The following is a 2,782-nucleotide window of genomic DNA, read 5'->3' on the forward strand; positions in this document are numbered from 1 at the left end:
GCCCTGGTTCAGCTTGGTCAGCTCGGGGCCGAGGGCGGCGAGCCGGCCGGCCAGGTCGTCGGCCTTGAGCCCCGACTGCCGTACGCCGTCGAGGGCGGTGGTCGCGGCGAGCAGGGCCTGACGGGCGCGCTCCACGGACGGGGCGAGGCGGGCCAGCTGGGTCTCCGCCTTGCCGAGCAGCGGCCCGAGGCCCTGGGCGAACCGCTCCAGGTCCGCCTTCGTCCGCCCCAACTCGTCCTTGGCCTGCGTCAGTTCGGTCCGGGCGCGGGCGGCGGCGGACGCCTCCAGGTCGTCCCGGTCCAGGTCATGGGCGTCGACCGCGGTGATGTACTGCCCGCTGACCTCGTCGATGCGGGCGCCGAGCTGCTGGAAGTCGGTGACGGCGCGGCGGGCCGCGGGCGAGTCGTCGACCGCCGTGATGGTCTCTATCGAGATGCGCAGGTCCCGCTGGGCCGTGTCCAGTTCGTAGAACGCGGCGGCCGCGGCGTCCTTGGCGGCCTGTGCCTCGACCCGCTGGTTCTCGGCGCGGCCGCCGAACCAGCGGCGGGTGCCGCCGCCGGCGAAGGCGGTGGTGACGGTGGCGGCGAGCAGCGGGACGGGGAGCAGAGTGAGGGTGAGGAAGTCGCGGACCCCGCGGCGCCGCCGGGGGGCAGTGCTCTGCGCTCTGGTGGAGCGCTTCTCCGCCGTCTCCGTCACTAACTCTCCCGTGCTGCCCGTGCCGTCATCAGCCCTTGACCGGTGTCCATTCTCCCACCGGTTAAGGACGAACACACGAGCCGGTTAGTTCGCGGTTCGCAGGGTGACTTTTCCGTCCTGGGAGCGGGCGGAGATCTGATGGGCGCTGTGGCTGTCGCGGGGGACCGAGACGTCCACGCCGCCGTCCTGGGTGTGGGTGCTCACCTTGTACTTGGCGCTGTCGGGGACGGTGAGGGTCAGCGACCCGTCGGAGCTGCGCGCCTCGACGCGGTCGGGGACCGAGCGCAGGGCGACGTGCACGGAGCCGTCCTCGGAGCGCACCGTGACCCGGCGGGCGTCGACGCCCGAGGCACGCAGGGAGCCGTCCTGGCCGTTCAGGCGCAGCGGGCCCGAGACGTCGTCGACGTGCACCGAGCCGTCCTGCGTGGAGATGTCGAGCCCCTGCTTGAGGCCGCTGGCCCGGACGCTGCCGTCGCCGTTGCGCACGACGACGGCGATGCCGCGCGGCACCTCGACGCGGTGCCGGGCCGCGCAGTCCGCGATGACGCCGCTGCAGTGCAGCCGCAGTGTCAGCCGGCCGCCCTTGTCGTCGTCCTGCCACTTCCACGTCACCTTGGGGTCGGAGCCGACGACGGTGGACCCCTCGAACCAGCGGGTGACCTTCACCTGGTCGCCGTCGCCCGGCACGAGTTCGAGCCGGGAGTCGTCCGAGTCGACGGTGAGCGTGCTGCCGTGCAGGGCGAACGAGCGGTGGTCGGGGTGGTGGTCGTCGGAGGCGTCGGCGCCGCAGGCGGTGGCGGTCGCGGCGACGGCGGCGACGGCGGCCGCGGTGAGCAGGACGCGACGGGCTCCGCCGGTGCGGAACGGTCGGACGGTCATGGTGAACTCCCCCTGCGGCGGCTGGTGTTGCGGTGCCCGACCGGTGGTCGGCACCCCATGAACGTACGAGAGCGGGGGAGGGCCGCGCGATCCGGTCGGCCACCGGGTCGCGGGTGGGGTTAACCCCACCGCGCGCCCGCCGCTGCGGCCGCGCATCCGGGTTTGTGGCGCACGGGTGTCGGCAAGGTAGGCTGTCGGCTCGTCCTGGTCGCGAAAGCGCAGGATGCCGGGTGCGTAGCTCAGGGGTAGAGCGCCTGCCTTACAAGCAGGATGTCGGCGGTTCGAAACCGTCCGCGCCCACCGCGAACAGACCCCCGGCCATGGTCATGGCCGGGGGTCTTCGTCGTCCCCGGCCGGCCGGTCGCCGACGTGCTGCAGTCGGGCCCGGGCCCGCACGGCGGCGGGGCCGGGCAGCTCGGACCAGTAGCGGTGGCACGTCACGAAGACGGCCAGCTCCAGCTCGCGCCGGCGCAGCTTCTCGACCTCGGCCTGCTCGTCGTCGGTCCAGCCCGGTGAGGCCGGGCGCTCCAGTTTGCGCCAGCCCTGGGTGTCGCTGATCGCGTCGAGGGGCGCGACCGACCAGGGGAGCCGCTTGAACAGGGCCTGCAGATCGGCCCGGATCTGGTGCAGTTCCTCCTGGCCTGCGAGGAGGTCGCTCGGGAAGTCGAACTCGGAATCTTCGGTCGCTGCCACCCGGCAATGGTACGTCTGTTCGAATTAGTGGTGCGAGCGACTTCGGAGACTTCACGCGAACGTGTGATCGGAACATGTGAGCGAGAAGAGGAGGCGTGACGGGGTGGAGCAGCGGCAGACTGGAGACATGTGCCGAAGCATCAAGACCCTTCGCCCGCCCGCGCTCCCGGAAGAGGCCACCGAGGACGACATCAGGGCCGCGGCCTTGCAGTACGTGCGGAAGGTGTCCGGGTTCCGGGCGCCGGCCGCGCACAACCAGGAGGTGTTCGACCGGGCCGTGGACGAGATCGCCCGCGCCACCGCCGCGCTGCTCGACGGCCTGGAGGTGCGGGGCGCGCCGAAGGCGGCTCAGGCCTCCTGAGCCTCCGGGACGGGGCGGCGCATCACGTACGCCGCGACCAGGCCCGCGCCGACCAGCGCGAGCAGCGAGACCACGGTCGACAGCCAGCTCGCGCCGAGCCACTGCGCGCCGAAGTAGCCGAGCGCCACGCTGTACGCGGCCCAGGCCACGCCC

At 72.8% G+C, this 2,782-nt stretch carries 3 protein-coding genes, 1 tRNA gene and 1 pseudogene; 2 read left to right on the forward strand and 3 right to left on the reverse strand.

Annotation, left to right across the window (positions count from 1 at the left end):
- Together G3I40_RS43385 and G3I40_RS43390 are read right to left on the reverse strand one after the other, a co-directional pair.
- A pseudogene (locus G3I40_RS43385) lies at window positions 1-696 on the reverse strand (hypothetical protein); the annotation flags it as partial.
- An 84-nt stretch (window positions 697-780) separates the two neighbouring features.
- The gene (locus G3I40_RS43390) at window positions 781-1,575 is read right to left on the reverse strand and encodes a DUF4097 family beta strand repeat-containing protein (RefSeq protein ID WP_164560297.1); all 795 of its coding nucleotides are present in this window, start codon (window positions 1,573-1,575) and stop codon (window positions 781-783) included.
- A gap of 228 nt (window positions 1,576-1,803) precedes the next feature.
- On the opposite strand from G3I40_RS43390, the gene G3I40_RS43395 reads away from it, so the two are divergent.
- Window positions 1,804-1,875 (forward strand) — tRNA-Val (locus G3I40_RS43395).
- Window positions 1,876-1,899: 24 nt separating this feature from the next.
- On the opposite strand, the gene G3I40_RS43400 is transcribed toward G3I40_RS43395, so the two are convergent.
- Entirely contained in the window at window positions 1,900-2,268 is a 369-nt protein-coding gene (locus G3I40_RS43400; RefSeq protein ID WP_164560298.1) for a hypothetical protein, read from the reverse strand.
- Window positions 2,269-2,395: 127 nt separating this feature from the next.
- Here G3I40_RS43400 and G3I40_RS43405 point away from each other — a divergent pair, with 127 nt between their 5' ends.
- Entirely contained in the window at window positions 2,396-2,629 is a 234-nt protein-coding gene (locus G3I40_RS43405) for a DUF2277 domain-containing protein (RefSeq protein ID WP_164560299.1), read from the forward strand.
- Window positions 2,630-2,782: the final 153 nt, after the last annotated feature.

The organism is Streptomyces sp. SID14478 (assembly GCF_010548525.1).
Lineage (GTDB): Bacteria > Actinomycetota > Actinomycetes > Streptomycetales > Streptomycetaceae > Streptomyces.